Genomic DNA, 14,616 nt, shown 5'->3' with positions numbered 1-14,616 from the left:
GGGGCCGCACCCACCCGGGTGCGGCCCCTCGCGTCGAGGACGGGCGTCAGCCGCCCATGCAGGCCTGCTCGACCTTGCCCAGCTGCTGGCCGATCTTCGGGTCCTGCGGGCCCTTGGCCTTCTCCATCGCCCCGGCCAGGCCGGTGAGGGCCTTGCCCACCGCCGGCGGGGAGACCTTGGCCAGGTCCTTGAGGCCCTGCGCGCCCTCCGCGGGTGCGTCCAGGGAGGCCGGGTCGCTCATGGCGCCCTGCCAGTAGCCGCAGGCGTCCGTGGCGGAGAGCTTCTTGACCTTCGTGTCGATGCCCTCCATGTCCTTGAAGGTCGCGATGTCCAGGGCGCCGTCCTGGCCGGCAGCCGCCTCCGACGGGTCGGACTCCGGGTCGGACCCGGCGTCCTCCGGGGCGGCGGAGCCCTCGGCGTCGACGGACTCCCCGCCGGGCGCGGACTCCCCGCCGGGCGTCTCCGCGTTCGTCTCCGCCGGGGCCTCGGCGGAGGGGCTCGTGCTCGTCCCGGTGGACTCCTCACCCCCGCCGCAGGCGCCCAGGGCGAGGGCGGCGGGCAGGACCGCGAGGGCCAGCAGGCGCTTCGAGGTGCGGACGGGTCCGGTGCTCGGTGCGGTGTTCATCCCCCCTGCCTAGCACCCGGGCGCGGAGTGGGCCCAATCCGCGACCGGCCGGGACATACCGTGGGGTCGACCCCGACCGACCCCCGGAGGCACCCCATACCCACCCCACCCACCGGTGGACCCCGACGCCGTGACGCCGCCGGCGCGCACGCCGCCACCCCGGACCCCCACGGCCGCCGGCGCCGGTTCCTGCGCGAGGTCTCCTACCCGCACAGAATCCACCCGGCGATCGTGCCCGGTGTCTCGGTGGAGGACCAGAAGGTGCGCTACGGCATCGACAAGGTGGTGCTCGGCACGTCCGCCGCCGCGGTGCTGGCCTTCATCGCCTGGGGGCTGTCCGATGCCGCGCAGGTCACCCGCGTGACCACCGCCATGCTCACCTGGGTCATGGCCAACCTCGGCTGGCTGTTCAACGGCATCGCCGTGGTGATCCTGCTCATCGGCGGGGCCACGGCCCTCACCGGCCTGCAGAACCTGGTCACCGTCTCGGCGCTGCCCTTCGCCGTGGTGATGATCGGCATGTGCGTGGCCGTGCTGCGCGACTTCTCCACCGACCCGATGATGATCCGCCGCGAGTTCCGGCAGCAGGCGCTGGAGAACGCGGTGCGCGAGGGCGTCACCGAGTACGGCGACGACTGCAAGCTGGCGGTGGAGCCGGCGCACGGCGAGGCCGGGCAGTGGGCGGCCGGCCGGGACTTCGAGTCCACCGCCGAGGAGTACACGGCCTGGTACCAGCGCACCGACGAGGACGGCGAGCCGGTGGCGTACGACGACGAGACGAACGAGTAGGCCGACGACGCGCCGCGGGAGTGCCCCCAGGGATAACCTCTGGCCCCATGACCTCCTCCCGGCTCCGCTCCCTGGCCCGACGACTGCGCCCTGGAGCGGAGCGCAGGAGGCAGCTGGAGGAGCAGCTCGCCCGATGCGGGGGCCAGCTCTCGCAACGCGAGGACGAACTGTCCCGGGCCCACGCGGAGCTGTCCGAGGTGCGCTCCGAGCTCACCCGGGTGAGGGGCCGTCTCGAACAGGCCAGCGCGATGCGGGCGGTGGTCGACGCCCCCAACGCGATGCCCCGGGCGGTGCTGCCACCTGCGGTGCAGGACCGCCTGCGCAGCGCCGGCTTCCGCAACACCGGTGGCACGAAGAAGGGTGACCCTCGGGCATACGCGAGCTTCGTGGCAAAGCTCTTCGAGGTGCGCCGGTACACGTATGCCGTCCAGCAGACCGGTCTGCCTCACCCCCGGCCGGTGGTGTCCGACCGGCTGTCGGCCCTCGCGCTGGCGGCGAGCCACGGCATCGGCGTGCCGACCATCCACGGACTCTGGCGCGCCCCCGAGGAGATCGACCTCTCGGGCCTGCCCGACACCTTCGTGCTCAAGGCGAACCGGAGCGCCGGCAGCCGGGGGGTGATCCCGTTGCGGCGGCAGCCGGGTCACCCCGACCGCTACGAGGTAACCGACGACTCCTCGCGCAGCCTCAGCGCGTCCGAGGTGATCGATTGGGTGACGTCGAGGCCGGGACTCCGTGGCCCCTGGTACGCCGAGGAGATGCTCGTGGGCGACGACGGGTTCGGCAGCATCCCCCACGACTACAAGGTGTACTGCTTCTACGGCGAGATCGGCGGCGGTTTCGTGCGCCGCACCCACACGCACTTCGGGGTGGAGGGGTTCTCCGAGGGGGTGCGTTTCCGCTACTTCGACCATGAGGGGCGGGATGCCGTGTGGCGCAAGGAGCGCGTGGACCAGTCGATCCCGCTCTCACCCCAGCTGCCGGAGATCCTGGAGACCGCCCGCAGGTTGTCGAGGGTGGCGCCCCTGCCCTTCCTCCGGGTGGACCTGTACGCCACCACCCGCGGTGTCGTCATGGGCGAGCTCACGCTCGGCCCCGGTGGGAACCAGTACCTCCGGGCCGAGGACGACGTGCGCTTCGGGCGGTTGTGGGAGCGCGCCCAGGTGCGCCTGGAGTCCGACCTCTACACCGGCGCCCGTCCGTACGGTCTGGTGGCCGGGGACCACCCCGTGCCGGAGCTGCTGCGCGAGTTCCTGCCCGGCGCCTGAGCGCGGGTGCGCCCACGCGGGGCCCGACACCCGCGTGGCTGAGGGCTCCTACAGCCAGCCGTTCTCGCGGGCCGTGGTGGCCGCCCCGGCGCTGGTGCGTGCCCCCGTCTTGCCGATGGCGGAGGACAGGTGGTTGCGCACCGTGCCGGCCGAGAGGAACAGCTCGCCGGCGATCTCGGCGACCCCCTTGCCGGCAGAGGTCAGCCGCAGCACGTCGGTCTCCCGCGGGGTGAGCGGGTTGGGGCCGGCCAGCATCGAGGCCGCGGCCAGCTCGGCGTCCACGGTGCGCAGCCCGGCGTGGGTGCGACGCACGGCCTCCACCAGCTCGGCCGGCGGGCAGTCCTTGACCACGAAGCCGCTGGCCCCGGCGTCGAGGGCGCGGCGCAGGTAACCCGGCCGGCCGAAGGTGGTGACCACCAGCACGCGGGGCCCCTCGGGGTGGCCCACCAGCTCGGGCAGGGCGTCGATGCCGCTCCCGCCGGGCATCTCGATGTCCAGCAGCACCACGTCCACTGGCTGCTCGGCGGCGAACTGCACGGCGGACGGGCCGTCGGACACCTGGCCCACCACGTGCAGGTCGGGTTCCAGGTCGAGCAGGGCCGCCAGGGCGCCGCGCACCAGGGCCTGGTCGTCCACCACGAGCACACGGATCATCGGGGGGCCTCCTGCGGGGTCGGGGTGGTCGTCGCGCCGCCGGCCGGCGCGGCACCGGTCGGCGAGGCCGCGCCGGTCGGGAAGGTGAGCACCAGCCGGGTGCCGGGAGCGGCATCGGACCAGGTGACGGTGCCCCCGAGGGAGGCCACGCGCTCGCGGATGCCGCGCATGCCCGAGCCCTCGGCGGTGTGAGCCCCCTCGGGCAGGCCACGACCGTCGTCCTGCACCTCCACCCGGTCGGCGGCCAGGCGCACCGTCACGTGCGCGGCCCCGGCGTGGCGGGCCACGTTGGTCACGGCCTCGCGGAGCACCCACGCGGTGACGGGGCGGAAGCGCGGCGGCACGGCGGTGGCGCTGCCCTCCACGGCCAGCACGGCGCCGGCGCTGCGGGCCAGGTCGGCGGCACGGTCCAGCTCGGCCTCCACCTGCGGCGAGCGCAGCCCCACCACGGTGGAGCGCGCCTCGCCCAGGGCGGTGCGGGCGAGCGCGGCCACCTCGGCCACCTCGGCGCGGGCGCGCTCGTCGTCCCGGCCGATGAGGCGCTCGGCCAGGTCGGCCTTGAGCACGATGGCGGTCAACGAGTGCCCCAGCACGTCGTGCACGTCGCGGGCCACGCGCTCGCGCTCGGCGGAGACGGCCCAGGCGGTCTCCACCTCCTGCAGCTCGGTGCCGCGGTGGATCATCTGGCGCACCGCGAGCATCCCGGAGGTCACCGGCAGGGTCAGGAGGGCGAACCACGCGGCATCGGGCCAGGGGGTGAGCAGCATCGGCAGCGGGGTGGCGGCCGCGCCCAGGGCGACGGGCAGGTGGGCCGGGCGGGGCAGCTGCAGGGCGCAGTGCACGCCCACGTAGGGCACCAGGCCCAGGGCGCCGGGGCCCAGCACGGGCACGGTGGCCGCGGTGAGCGCGAGCAGGGCGCAGAGCACCAGCCACGGGCGCCACTCGGAGTAGCCCACGAGGTAGACCACCGCGAAGGCCAGCACCGCCGCCAGGGTGAGCCCCTGCGCCTCCCACCCGACGGGGGCCCGGAAGGCGGCCATGGCGGGGAAGACCAGGAAGACCATGAACGACAGGGCGATGGCCAGTGACCAGCGCTGCCACGGGTCGGGACCGGAGGCGGCGGGGGAGCTCACGCCCGTCCGCCCGTCCGCCGCATCATCAGGGCGCACGCCACCCCCAGCACCAGGAACCATGCGCCCATCGTCGCCCACGGCTGCCACAGCGGCACCTGGGTGGTCCGATCGAGCCACCCGTGGGTGACGGGGCGGCTGGCCGCGTTGGCCACGCCGAACATGGGCGTGAAGCGCGCCAGGTCGAGCAGCCAGCCCGAGAGGGGCATGAAGATGTTGCCCAGGAAGGCGAACACCACGAGCGACCCGGACGCGATGCCGATGGCCGAGTCCGACCGCATCACCAGGGCCACGAGCAGGCCGAACAGGGCGAACAGGGAGGAACCGAGCCAGCCGGTCACGCCCGCGGTGAGCCAGGTCTGCCAGGACGCCTCGGCGCCGGTGGACGCGGCGATGCCGAGCACCACCACCATCGGCACCGCGGCCACGAGCAGGGCGGTGAGCAGCTTCTGCACGGCGAACCCGACCGGGCTCAGTCGGGTGAGCAGCACCTGGCGGGTCCAGCCCTGCTGGCGCTCCCAGGCGGTCAGGGCGCCGATGGCCGCACATGCGGTGCACGCCCCGTAGGTGGCGAGGTTGACCGCCACCAGGGCGGCGCCGTTGCCGCCGGGCAGCTGGAAGTCACCGGTCTGGCCGCTGGAGAACACGAGGTACATGAACACCGGCAGACCGATGGTGAACACGAGGTTGGAGACGTTGCGCAGGATGCGCACGGTGTCGATGCGCAGGTAGGTGGGGGAGAACGGGATGCTCACGGGGTGCTCCTGGGGGTCGTTGCGGACGGGGTGCTGGCGGTGCTCGTGCTGGCGGTGCGGGTGAGCTCGGCGAAGGCCTCGTCGAGGCCCAGCGGCACCACCTCGAGCTCGCGGGCGCCCCACTGCTGCAGGGCCAGGGCGGCCAGGCGGTCGGAGTCGGTGGTGCGCAGCTCGAGGCGGTCCTCGGCGGTGGCGCGCGCGTCCACCACGGTGGGGTCGCCCGCCAGGGTGCCCAGCACCGCATCGGCCCGGGGCACCGTGCAGCGCAGCATGCGGCCGGGCACCCGGTTGCGCACGGCGGCGGTGGCGTCGTCGGCGATGACGCGCCCGCTGGCCATGAGCACCGTGCGGGGCGCGTACTCCTCGGCCTCGGCGAGGTAGTGGGTGGCGAAGACGATGGTGCGCCCGGCGTGCGCCTCCTGGGTGACGGTGCCCCAGAACTCCTGGCGTGCCGTGACGTCCATGCCCGCGGTGGGCTCGTCGAGCACGAGGAGGTCGGGGTCGGGCAGCAGGGCCAGGGCGAAGCGGAGGCGCTGCTGCTCGCCACCGCTGCACCTGCCGACGCGCCGGCCGGCCAGGGGGTCCAGGCCGGTGCGGGCCATGACCTCCTCGCAGCGCTGGCGGGTGGTGCGGTGCAGAGCGCCGACGGCGCGGACGGTCTCGGCGACGGTGAGGTCGGTGAGCAGGGAGCCGGTCTGCAGCATCGCGCCGAGGCGGCCGCGACGCACCGCGGTGGCCGGTGGTTCACCGCAGAGGCGCACCGTGCCGGCATCGGGGGCCTGGAGACCCATGGCCAGGTCGAGCGTCACGGACTTGCCGGCACCGTTGTGGCCGAGCAGGGCCACCACCTCGCCGCGGCGGAGCGTGAGGTCCACGCCGCGGACGGCCTCGACGCGCCGGGTGCCCCGGCCGAACGCCTTGGTGACGCCGGCGAGCTCCAGCACCGGGTCACCGGCGGAGGGTGCGCCAGAGGTGCTGGCGGCGTTGGCGGGGGCGGCGCCGGCGGTCGTGGGCGCCGCGTCAGGGTGTGGTCGCTGGGTCGGGGCGGTGGTGGGGGTGTCCATGGACCCACCGTGCTGCGGCGGGCCTCCTGGCACCTGCCCCTGCCGTCACGTCCTCACCGTGACGGCAGTCATGGGTGCCCGCTGCGCCGGCCGTGCGCCTTTCTGCCGCTGATCCCCGCCGCGCCCCCTGCCCTCCGCGCCCCTCCTCGCGGGCCCCACACCTCCGGGAACCTTTCAGACCCACTACGACGTCGCGGTGGGTCTGAAAGGTTCCCGGAGGGTGCCGGCTCAGGCGGTGGGGTCGAGCAGCAACTTGCCGCTGGTGCGGCGCCCGGCGAGGTCGTCCTGGGCGCGGGCGGCCTCGGCCAGCGGGTAGGTCTCGCCGATGGTGAGGCGCAGCGACCCGTCGGCCACCTGTGCGAGCACGTCCCCGGTGAGCCGCAGCAGGTCCTCGCGGGTGCTCACGAAGGTGTGCAGGGTCGGCCGCGTCAGGTAGACCGACCCGGCGGCGTTGAGCCGCTGCGGGTCCACCGGCGGCACGGGTCCGCTCGCGGCCCCGAACAGGCACAGCAGGCCGCGGGGGGACAGGCTCGCCATCGAGGCGTCGAAGGTGCTGGCCCCCACGCCGTCGAACGCCACCTTCACCCCGCGCCCACCGGTGATCTCCCGCACCCGGTCGGCCACGTCCTCACGGTCGTAGCGCACCACGTGCGCCGCGCCGGCCGCGCGGCCCGCCTCGGCCTTGGCGTCCGTGGAGCAGGTGCCGATGACCTCCACGCCGTCGGCCGTCAGCATCTGCGTGAGCAGCAGCCCCACGCCGCCGGCCACCGCGTGCACGAGCACGGTGTCGCCGGCCTCGAGCGGCCACACCTCGCGGGCCAGGACGTGCGCGGTGGTGCCCTGCACGAGGGCGGCCACGGCCTGCTCGTCGGAGACGCCGTCGGGCACCGGCACCACCTTCTCGGCCGGCACCACCGCGTGGGTGGTGTAGCCCTGCCCGTTCACCAGGCACCAGGCCACCCGGTCGCCAGTGGCCACGTCGGTGACGCCCTCTCCGACGGCCGCCACCCGCCCCGCACCCTCGTTGCCGGCCGTGGCGGGCAGCTCCACCGGGTAGGTGCCCTGACGGAAGTAGGTGTCGATGAAGTTGACGCCCGCCCGGGCCACCTCGACGACGACCTCACCGGGCCCCGGGGTGGGGTCGGGGGACTCGGTGACCTGCAGGACCTCGGAACCGCCGTGCTCGGAGAAGGTGATGTGGCGCATGGGCCCCAGCCTGCCACGCCCACTGCGGTCAGGACATGGATGACGCCGAGTCCACTCTGGAGGCCCTGCGGCTGCCGGTCATCACCCTGGACGCGCTGCTGCTGGGCGCCGTGGTGCTGGCCGTGGGTCTGGTGCCCGCCTGGTGGTCCGCTGGGTGCTGCGGGCCTGCGGTCGGGGCGCCTCGGCGGTGCGGGTGTTCGGCAGCATCGTCGGGTGGGCCGTGGCGCTCCTGGCGCTCGGCGTGGCGTTCACGATGGTCTTCCCCAGCATCAAGCCGGTGGACCTCATCGGTGGCATCGGCATCGTCTCGATCGCCGCCGGTATCGCCTTCCAGACGGTGCTGGGCACCATGTTCGCCGGCATCGTCATCCTGGCCCGCGACCGGTTCAACGTCGGCGACCAGGTGCACGTGGGAGACGTGCGCGGGACGGTGGAGGACATCGGTCTGAGCTCCACCGTGATCCGCTCGTTCGACAGCCGGCAGCTGCTGCTGCCGAACAGCCTGGTGCCCTCCCAGGTGGTGACCGTGCAGACCGGGTACGAACGGGTGCGCACCACGGTGACGGTCGACCTGGACCTCGCCACCGACCAGGACCGGGCGCGCGAGGTGGCTCTGGCCGCGATGCTGTCGGTCCCCCAGGTGCACGCCGACCCGGCGCCGCAGGTGCTGGCCGCCGAGGTGGTCACCGGGGCGGTCACCACCGAGCTGCCCTTCTGGTCCGGCGCCCGGCAGCTCGAGACTCGGGAGGCCAAGGACGCGGTGATCCGCGCGGTGCTGCGGGCGTTCGCGGCCGAGGGGATCGGCCTGGTCAGCGCGTGGTGACCGTCGAGGCGGGCGTCACGCTGGACGAGACCGTCCGCCGCGCCGGCGCCGACGCGACCCCGCGCTGAGCGCTCGCCGCCGCGCGCCACGACCGGTCGGGCAGCCTCCGTGTCAGCCGCGGTTCGCGGCCTTGACGATGCCCTCGTGCATCTGCGTGAACAGGGCGTGGTGGGCGGCGAACAGGCCCCACCAGTAGGCCTCCCCGCCGAGCCCGCGGGGCACGAACACGACCTCCTGCTCGAACACCGACCGCCCGTCGTCGCCCGGCGCGGGGGTGACGGTGAACCGCAGGCGCGCGGTGCCCGGCAGACGCATCTCCGAGCGCAGCCGCACCGACCGCCCACCGTTCTGGTCGCCCACCTCCTCGACGCGCCAGGAGTCCACCCGGTCGCCCTCGCGCAGGTCGGCGTGGTCGCGGACGTGGCGGTGCCCCGGGCCGCCGGCCAGCGTGTCGACGCGACCCCGCATCGACCACAGCGAGTCCGGCACGAACCACCCGGTCTGCCCGCCCAGGGAGGAGACGACCTCCCACACCCGGTCGGCCGGGGCGTCCACGGCGGTGCGCCACGTCTCGGTCCGCGGCTGACGGCCCACCCAGGCCGGGTCGGCGGGCGTCGCGTGGGCGGGGTCCTCGGCCAGGTCGTCCTCGCCCACCGGTGGGGCGTCCACCGCATCGGACCGGTCCAGGGCGCGGTCCACGGCGGTGTCGAACGGCGTGTGGCCGCCGGACGGGGCGCCGGTGAACTGCTCCAGCGCGCGCCCGTCCTTGACCACCACCTCGTGCACCAGAGAGCCGACCAGCGGCTTGGCCACCCCGGCATCCACCGGGGTCACCACGCCCACCCAGTGGCTGGCGAGCCACGGGGTCATCACCGGCGCCAGCACGATGCGGCGCCTCGCCAGACCGGCACGCTGTGCGTAGCGCTGCAGCATGTCGCGGAACTCCAGCACCTCGTCACCGCCCACGTCGAACGCCCGGTTCACCTCGGTCGGCAGCGACGCGGCGCCCACCAGGTAGTGCAGCACGTCGGCGACGGCGATCGGCTGGATGCGGTTGGCCAGCCAGGCCGGGGCCACCATCACCGGCAGCCGGTCGGTGAGGTGGCGGATCATCTCGAAGCTCGCCGAGCCGGCACCCACGATGACGGCGGCCTGCAGCACGGCGGCCGGGGTGCGGGCGGCCAGGAACACGTCGCCCACGGCCTTGCGGCTGTACAGGTGCTCCGAGAGCGGCTCGTTCAGGGGGTACATGCCGCCCAGGTAGACGATGCGGCCCACCCCCGCCTCGTCGCAGGCGTCGGCGAAGGTGGTGGCCATCGCCTGCTCGCGCTCGATGAAGTGCCCCTCGCCGTCCATGGAGTGCAGCAGGTAGTAGGCCACGTCGACGCCGTCCAGGGCCTCGGCGAGGTCCTCATCCGAGGTCGCGTCCCCGGCGCTGACCTCCACCCGGTCCGCCCAGGGGCGGCCCTCGAGCTTCGCCGGGGAGCGGGCCAGCACCCGCACCTGCCACCCGGTGGCGAGCAGCGCGGGCACCAGGCGGGAGCCGATGTACCCGGTGGCACCGGTGACCAGCGCGATCCCGGGGGTGGTGGCGGTCCCGGACGTCGTGCCATCAGCGGTCGAGGGGCGGATCTGTGGTCCGGTGGCGGCGGTGTCCATAATCCTCAGCGTAGGGGCGCTTGGGGTGGGGTGCGCGCTCACGCCAGGCCGGTGCGCGCTCACGCCCGGCCGGTGCGCGCTCACGCCCGGCCCGTGGGTGCACTCAGACCGCGCGTTCCATGAGCGTCGGCAGCACCAGCAGCATCCCCAGCGACCACACGCAGTGCACGATCACTGGTGCCAGCACACCGCCGGTGACCCGACGTTGCAGGCCGACCACGAGACCGAGCACGGCGGCGGCCAGGACCAGGCCCAGCGACCCGGTCGCGATCGTGGTGAGCGTGTAGACCACCGTGGTCACCGTGACCGGGTACCGGGGCGTGGCCGAGTACAGCGCCCCCCGGAAGAACAGCTCCTCGGCCACCCCGTTCACCAGGGCCAGTGCGACCACCAACGGCAGGTAGCCCAATCGGGCGTGGTCGAGCACCGCGTTGACGCTCTCCTCCAGCAGTGGGATGCGGGCGGCCACCAGGGCTCCGACGACGAACACCACGATGATCCCCAGGGCCACCAGCACCGGCTGCACCACCGGGCGGACGTAGTGCTGGCCGGACCGGGTGTGGTTGCGCCCCAAGTGCAGCGGTCCGGAGGCGAAGGAGCCGGCGGTCCAGGTCACGGCCAGTGCGGCGGCGGCTCCGTAGAACGACGGCGCCCCCGGCGCCGAGCGCAGCGACCAGCCGAGGAACACGATCCCCACCAGCAGCGTGCAGGCCACCACCAGCTGTCGACGGCGGAGCTCCGCGGTGGTCACCCGGTGGTCCCGCGGCACCTGGTCGACGAACTGCGCACTGCCGAAGTGCCGCAGCTCGCGGACCAGCGGGTCGAAGGGGGTGCGCATGCCACAAGGGTAGGTGCGGCCCGTCCCCGTGTCCCGTGCGCAACGGCCACACCCGTGATCCACGGCGCCCCGCCTCGCCCCCACACCCAGGCCGGCGCGAAGACCCGCGTCGCCCCCCACCCTGGCCGGCGCCGGCCGCGCCCCACGGCCCCGCCCCTCTGTGTCCTGAATCACCCTGTGTCTGTGGTTTACTGCGCGGCGGCCCGCCGGGGACCGGCTCCATCACGCCCCTGCGGAGACGACACGAAGGGTGAGGAGACCCATGAGTACCGCCGTGCACACCACGGGGAAGGCCGAGAACGACCGCAGCTTCCTGGGGCACCCCCGGGGACTGGCGACGCTGTTCAACATCGAGCTGTGGGAGCGCTTCTCCTACTACGGGATGCGCGCCATCCTGCTCTACTACATCGTCGACACGGTCGCCAATGGAGGCCTCGGTCTCCAGGACAGCGTCGGTGAGGCGATCGTCGCCACCTACGGTGCCGCCGTCTACCTGTTGTCGATCATCGGTGGCTGGGCCGCCGACCGCCTCATCGGTCCGCAGCGCAGCGTGCTGCTGGGCGGCGTGGTCATCATGGCCGGCCACATCTCGCTGGCGGTTCCCGGCAGCCTCTTCTCGTGGCTGGGCATCGTCCTGGTCGCGCTGGGCACCGGCTTCCTGAAGCCCAACGTGTCCACGATGGTGGGCCACCTCTACGACGACCGCGACGTCCGCCAGGACCAGGCGTTCACGATCTTCTACATGTCCATCAACATCGGCGCGTTCTTCTCGCCGTTCGTGGTGGCCTGGCTCAAGAGCCACTGGGGCTACCACGCGGGCTTCGCGGCCGCCGCGGTCGGGATGGCCGTGGCGCTGGTGGCCTACCTCATCGGCAAGCGCACGCTGGCCGACGAGTCCATCCGCGTCCCCAACCCGCTGTCCTCCGAGGAGCGCCGCCGCGTGCCCGTGCTCGCGCTGGGGCTGCTGGCCCTGGTGGCCGCCGCCATCGGCGTGGCCCGCCTGTGGCGCGAGACCTGGCCCGAGGCGATCGCCGACGGCATCTTCATCCTGTCGCTGGTGGCCTCCGTCGCCTACTTCGTCACGATGTTCCGCAGCTCCAAGGTGGAGCCGGTCGAGCGCAAGCACCTGTGGGCCTACCTGCCCATCTGGCTGGCCGCCGTGGCGTTCTGGATGATCTTCGAGCAGGCCGCCGTCAAGCTGGCCAGCTACGGCAAGAACCGCACCGACCTGGGCTCGCTCGGCTTCGAGTGGAACCCGGAGTGGTTCCAGTCGGTCAACCCCATCTCGATCATCGTCCTGGCGCCGCTCTTCGCGATGCTGTGGGCCGCCCGCAGCGGCAAGTTCCCGTCCACCGCCGCCAAGATCGCCCTCGGTGTGTCCATCGTGGGCCTGACGTTCATCTTCCTGGCGTGGGCCTCGCTCACCTTCCCCGGTGCCACCAGCCCGGTGTGGGTGCTGGTCTTGGTGTTCGTGGTGCAGACCGTCGCCGAGTTGTGCCTCAGCCCGGTGGGCCTGTCCGCGACGGCGTCCCTGGCGCCCAAGGCGTTCGCCTCGCAGGCGATGGCGCTGTGGTTCCTGTCCTCGGCGACCGGCCAGTCCATCGCCGGTCAGCTGATCTTGGCCATGGAGGGCATGGAGGACCACGTGTTCTTCCTGACCACCGGTGGCATCGCGATCGTGTTCGGCCTGCTGCTGTTCCTGCTCGTGCCCAAGGTGTCGCGCCTCATGGCCGACGCCGAGCCGGAGCGCCTGGCGCACTGACCCGACGCTCCTGAGGTGGCCCGCTGCGCGCTCGCGTGGCGGGCCACCGGCGTCGTGGGCAAGTCCTTGCCCAGCGTTCACCCCGGATTCACCCATGGACCAGATCGGTGCCACGTGCCCGGTACACACTGTGCCGCCATGCGCACCCCTGCACAGACCTCCCATGCCCTGACCGTGCGGAGTGCCGCGACGCACTCCTCGACCTCCGCGGCCTCGGTCACCTCCGCCGACCCGACTGCTGTCGGCCCCACCCACACCCCCGCCACCGCGCCCTCGCGCCGCCTGGTGCTCGCCTCGGGTGCTGCCGCGGCGGTCCTCGGCGCCTCGCCGTTGCTCACCGGCACCGCGGCCGCCGGGGACGCCTACCCCTTCCGCCTCGGCGTGGCCAGCGGTGACCCGACGCCCGACGGCGTGGTGCTGTGGACCCGCATCGCCCCGGACCCGGTGGCCGCCGACGGCCTGGGTGGTCTCACGGCGTCCACGAGGACCACCGTGGAGTGGGAGCTGGCCACCGACGAGACCTTCCGCACCATCGTGCGCCGCGGGTCCGTGACCACCGACTCCTCCGTGGGCCACAGCGTCCACATCGAGCTCTCCGGGCTGCGTCCCGACGCCTGGTACGCCTACCGCTTCCGCGTGGGATCGCACGTCTCCCCGGTGGGTCGCACCCGCACCGCCCCGGCGCCCACGAGCGACCGCCCGGCCCGCATCGGCGTGGTCTCGTGCGCGCAGTGGGAGCACGGCTTCTTCACCGCCTACCGGCACCTCGCGGACGAGGCGCCCGACATGGTCCTCCACCTGGGTGACTACATCTACGAGCACGGCCCGGGCGGGTACCCGGTGAAGTCCGGCGTGGCCCGCAGGATGGTGGGCGCCGAGATCCACACGCTGGCCGACTACCGGCGCCGCCACGCCCTGTACAAGACCGATGCCGACCTCCAGGCCCTGCACGCCACCGCCCCGTGGGTGGTGGTCTTCGACGACCACGAGATCGACAACGACTGGGCCGCGGAGTACCACGAGGTGTTCGGCCGCACGCCGGCCTTCCTCGAGCGTCGCGCCGCGGGCTTCCGTGCGTACTGGGAGAACATGCCGCTGCGCCGCACCTCGGTGCCCACGGCCGACGGCATCCACCTGTACCGCCGCCTCACGTGGGGTCGCATGGCCACCTTCCACATGCTCGACACCCGCCAGTACCGCTCCGACCAGACCGGCTGGGTGGGCCCGGTGCCGGCCACCTACGACACCCGCCGCACGATGCTGGGCTCCACGCAGGAGGCCTGGCTCGACGAGGGCCTGCGCTCCTCCGGTGCCCGTTGGGACGTGCTCGGCCAGCAGGTGATGGTGGCGCAGTACGACATGATGGCCGGCCCCGGCTTCATGACCAACCAGGACGCCTGGGACGGCTACGTGGCCGCCAAGGACCGCCTGCTCACCAGCATCGAGCGGTCCGGTGCCCGCAACCCGCTGGTGCTCACCGGTGACGTGCACGAGTCCTTCGCGAGCGACCTGTGGCGCACCACCGACTCGGGCCGCACCACCATCGCCTCGGAGCTGGTGACCACGTCGGTGACCTCCGGCGGTGACAGCAAGGACTCCGCCTTCACCGGCGACGCGGACAACCCGCACATGCGCTATCACGAGACCACGCGCGGCTACCTGCGCCTGGACCTCGCGGCCGACGCCCTGACCGGCACCTTCCGCGCGGTCGACCGCGTGAGCACGATGGGCGGTGCCGTGCGCACGGACGCCACCTTCCGCCTGTCCGACGGCGTGCGCGGGCTGCAGAACGCCTGACCCAGCGCGTTCCCGCGGGCCCTCCCGGGACGGCGCGGCGGCACGCGGAGCCCGGTGCAGGACGGTCCTGCGCCGGGCTCCCGGCGTGTGCTGTCCGCGCGTCACGTCCTGCCTCCTTCCGAGAGCGAGCGGCGTCGTGACCCGTCGGGCGGCCCACCGGGTGTCCCTCGGGGTGGGGTGTCCGTCCTCCATGGTTGTCCGGGTCGTCGTGGGTGGTAGGTGATGGTCCGTGTGCCGTCGGGGTGG

Annotated in this window: 13 protein-coding genes; 5 read left to right on the top strand and 8 right to left on the bottom strand. The window is 73.5% G+C overall.

Features of this window, described 5'->3' with window-relative positions:
- Nucleotides 1-46: 46 nt before the first annotated feature.
- The gene (locus tag CYJ76_RS02150) at nucleotides 47-625 is read right to left on the bottom strand and encodes a hypothetical protein (RefSeq protein WP_070705779.1); all 579 of its coding nucleotides are present in this window, start codon (nucleotides 623-625) and stop codon (nucleotides 47-49) included.
- Between the two features lie 231 nt (nucleotides 626-856).
- On the opposite strand from CYJ76_RS02150, the gene CYJ76_RS02145 reads away from it, so the two are divergent.
- Together CYJ76_RS02145 and CYJ76_RS02140 are read left to right on the top strand one after the other, a co-directional pair.
- Nucleotides 857-1,414: a BCCT family transporter gene (locus CYJ76_RS02145; protein WP_237769823.1), complete on the top strand. Its 558-nt coding sequence runs from the start codon at nucleotides 857-859 to the stop codon at nucleotides 1,412-1,414.
- Nucleotides 1,415-1,461: 47 nt separating this feature from the next.
- The gene (locus tag CYJ76_RS02140; protein ID WP_101849118.1) at nucleotides 1,462-2,682 is read left to right on the top strand and encodes an ATP-grasp fold amidoligase family protein; all 1,221 of its coding nucleotides are present in this window, start codon (nucleotides 1,462-1,464) and stop codon (nucleotides 2,680-2,682) included.
- 48 nt (nucleotides 2,683-2,730) lie between these two features.
- Here CYJ76_RS02140 and CYJ76_RS02135 read toward each other — a convergent pair whose 3' ends face one another.
- The 5 genes from CYJ76_RS02135 to CYJ76_RS02115 form a co-directional block, all read right to left on the bottom strand.
- The gene (locus CYJ76_RS02135; RefSeq protein WP_070705788.1) at nucleotides 2,731-3,336 is read right to left on the bottom strand and encodes a response regulator transcription factor; all 606 of its coding nucleotides are present in this window, start codon (nucleotides 3,334-3,336) and stop codon (nucleotides 2,731-2,733) included.
- Nucleotides 3,333-4,469, bottom strand: a complete 1,137-nt coding sequence (locus CYJ76_RS02130) for a sensor histidine kinase (protein WP_070705790.1) — start codon at nucleotides 4,467-4,469, stop codon at nucleotides 3,333-3,335. The genes CYJ76_RS02135 and CYJ76_RS02130 overlap by 4 nt, the downstream gene beginning before the upstream one ends.
- A complete protein-coding gene (locus CYJ76_RS02125) occupies nucleotides 4,466-5,221 on the bottom strand; it encodes an ABC transporter permease (protein ID WP_083323689.1) in 756 nt (251 codons plus the stop codon). The genes CYJ76_RS02130 and CYJ76_RS02125 overlap by 4 nt, the downstream gene beginning before the upstream one ends.
- The gene (locus tag CYJ76_RS02120; protein ID WP_101849117.1) at nucleotides 5,218-6,285 is read right to left on the bottom strand and encodes an ABC transporter ATP-binding protein; all 1,068 of its coding nucleotides are present in this window, start codon (nucleotides 6,283-6,285) and stop codon (nucleotides 5,218-5,220) included. The genes CYJ76_RS02125 and CYJ76_RS02120 overlap by 4 nt, the downstream gene beginning before the upstream one ends.
- A gap of 228 nt (nucleotides 6,286-6,513) precedes the next feature.
- Entirely contained in the window at nucleotides 6,514-7,491 is a 978-nt protein-coding gene (locus CYJ76_RS02115) for a quinone oxidoreductase family protein (protein ID WP_101849116.1), read from the bottom strand.
- 142 nt (nucleotides 7,492-7,633) lie between these two features.
- Here CYJ76_RS02115 and CYJ76_RS02110 point away from each other — a divergent pair, with 142 nt between their 5' ends.
- Nucleotides 7,634-8,314: a mechanosensitive ion channel family protein gene (locus CYJ76_RS02110; protein WP_101849115.1), complete on the top strand. Its 681-nt coding sequence runs from the start codon at nucleotides 7,634-7,636 to the stop codon at nucleotides 8,312-8,314.
- Nucleotides 8,315-8,425: 111 nt separating this feature from the next.
- Here CYJ76_RS02110 and CYJ76_RS02105 read toward each other — a convergent pair whose 3' ends face one another.
- Both CYJ76_RS02105 and CYJ76_RS02100 read right to left on the bottom strand, forming a co-directional pair.
- Nucleotides 8,426-9,973, bottom strand: coding sequence for a DUF2867 domain-containing protein (locus tag CYJ76_RS02105; protein WP_101849114.1), 1,548 nt, complete (start codon nucleotides 9,971-9,973; stop codon nucleotides 8,426-8,428).
- Between the two features lie 103 nt (nucleotides 9,974-10,076).
- Nucleotides 10,077-10,811 (bottom strand): CPBP family intramembrane glutamic endopeptidase, encoded by a 735-nt coding sequence (locus tag CYJ76_RS02100; RefSeq protein ID WP_070705793.1) that lies wholly within the window; start codon nucleotides 10,809-10,811, stop codon nucleotides 10,077-10,079.
- Between the two features lie 262 nt (nucleotides 10,812-11,073).
- Between CYJ76_RS02100 and CYJ76_RS02095 the strand changes: the two genes are divergently transcribed.
- Both CYJ76_RS02095 and CYJ76_RS02090 read left to right on the top strand, forming a co-directional pair.
- Entirely contained in the window at nucleotides 11,074-12,573 is a 1,500-nt protein-coding gene (locus CYJ76_RS02095; RefSeq protein ID WP_070705794.1) for a peptide MFS transporter, read from the top strand.
- Between the two features lie 138 nt (nucleotides 12,574-12,711).
- Nucleotides 12,712-14,370 (top strand): alkaline phosphatase D family protein, encoded by a 1,659-nt coding sequence (locus CYJ76_RS02090; RefSeq protein ID WP_101849113.1) that lies wholly within the window; start codon nucleotides 12,712-12,714, stop codon nucleotides 14,368-14,370.
- Nucleotides 14,371-14,616: the final 246 nt, after the last annotated feature.

The organism is Kytococcus schroeteri (genome assembly GCF_002847825.1).
Taxonomy (GTDB): domain Bacteria; phylum Actinomycetota; class Actinomycetes; order Actinomycetales; family Dermatophilaceae; genus Kytococcus; species Kytococcus schroeteri.
This window is presented reverse-complemented; position numbering and strand designations above follow the sequence as displayed.